Annotated in this window: 3 protein-coding genes; 2 read left to right on the top strand and 1 reads right to left on the bottom strand. The window is 38.1% G+C overall.

What is annotated here, in order from left to right:
- Window positions 1-309: hypothetical protein (locus ACEW8O_RS14945; protein WP_373495429.1), on the top strand; the 309-nt coding region annotated here is incomplete at its 5' end.
- Window positions 310-442: 133 nt separating this feature from the next.
- On the opposite strand, the gene ACEW8O_RS14940 is transcribed toward ACEW8O_RS14945, so the two are convergent.
- Window positions 443-553 (bottom strand): DUF6922 domain-containing protein, encoded by a 111-nt coding sequence (locus tag ACEW8O_RS14940; protein WP_373495428.1) that lies wholly within the window; start codon window positions 551-553, stop codon window positions 443-445.
- A 77-nt stretch (window positions 554-630) separates the two neighbouring features.
- On the opposite strand from ACEW8O_RS14940, the gene ACEW8O_RS14935 reads away from it, so the two are divergent.
- Window positions 631-1595: hypothetical protein (locus ACEW8O_RS14935; protein ID WP_373495427.1), on the top strand; the 965-nt coding region annotated here is incomplete at its 3' end.

Here is a 1595-nt window from a genome sequence, read left to right as displayed (position 1 = left end):
ATATTGACAATACTGGTTGTCGTTTCTTTTGTAGTTTTTATAGCTACTTCTCTTAAAGAATTTAACAAAATGGAGGAGAAGCCCTATGAATTTGAAAAGGCATCCGGTTTTACCAGGGCGGCATTATTTAATGTGCTCAGTTCTTTTTTTGATGATGATGAAATTCCTGAAAAATCCAGAGAAAAGTTTAAAAGCACTATAAAGCGTACCATTTCTGATATGGAGACAGATGGAATGTATTTCGATGAAAAAGTTAAAAAGTCCATAGTAAAGGACAAGTCGAAAAAACGACCCGAAGAAGAAGATTAGAAATTGTAACTTTCGAATTATCTTATGTTGTTTCAGTTTTTAGAATAAACAATATTATTTTTTAACAGCTTCAATTATATCCAACTTTATCAATTCCCAGTACTTTCCTTTTAAGCATGTTGGATCAGGTTCATTATCCGCTTCCATAGAATTCTCTAATCACCTCTTTTTCCTCATCAGTTCCCCGCTCCATTCCCTTTTCAATTATATATCGCTTATGGTTAACCCAATCTATCAAAGGCATTCATTCTTTTTGGAGGGAAATTTGCAGATTCTTTACTTGGGAAGTGGAATTGGTAAAAAGTAACAGAAAGAAATGATATGAAACTTTTTAAAAAAATAATAAAAATTTTGGGGTTTATTGTAGTTGGGATTGTAACACTGTTCATCATTGCCAGCATCATCATTGACCCTTTTATGAGGGATTTTTTGGAAAAAGAAATCAATATGGCCGATAAAGGGCAATATTCCGCTAAAATTGATAGGGTCAATGTTTCGATTATAAGAGGAAATTTTATTGTAGAGGGCATTCATCTGGTAACCGATACGGTGAAGGCCAGAGAAAATGAAACCCCGGTTATCGAACTGGATGCAAAAGAGATTTCAGTGGAAGGAGTTTCCTGGCTTAATTTTTTATTAACAAATAATCTTCAACTCAACAGAGTGTCCCTGCTAGACCTCGTGTTGGAGGCCAAAGTGAGAACAGTACCTGAGGATACCGAGGATACAGGACCTTTCAAATGGGAAGACTTGAATATTTATCCCATGATCAAAGATCAGATCGATCGGGTCCGTCTTAGTGACTTGCGCTTTGGAAATATCGACCTGAAGCTTATCAATGTGGAAAGTGCGGATACCTTGAAGTTTAATGCAGAGGATTTCAATCTTTTTAGCGATGATATTCTGATCGATGCCGACCGGGTATTTACAGATGGAAGGGCATTTTTTGCTTCAGAAATAGATATTCAGGGAAGGAATGTAACGGTGGACAGGGTAGGTTCCCCGCAGTTTCAGATTTTTCTGGAGCTGATCGAATTTGAAACCCGTGAAAGCGAATTTAGTATGCTTTCGGAAAATGCGCGTTTTTTTAAACAAGGGGAATCTGCACAGGATACGGTCCTGTTTGCTTCGGCTCAGGAATTCGTCTTCACGGACCTGAACATGAACAGGGTGCAGGAAGACAGTGTGGCCAATGTCAACCGTATTTTTCTTGGTCATCTAACCCTGATCAACAATATGGATATGGATGATGAAGAGGCCGGGCCATCCGCTGAGGAGGTAGATAA

This window comes from Aquiflexum sp., assembly GCF_041749095.1.
Lineage (GTDB): Bacteria > Bacteroidota > Bacteroidia > Cytophagales > Cyclobacteriaceae > Aquiflexum.
The sequence above is the reverse complement of the archived record's forward strand: the minus strand, read 5'-3'. Positions and strand labels throughout refer to the sequence as shown.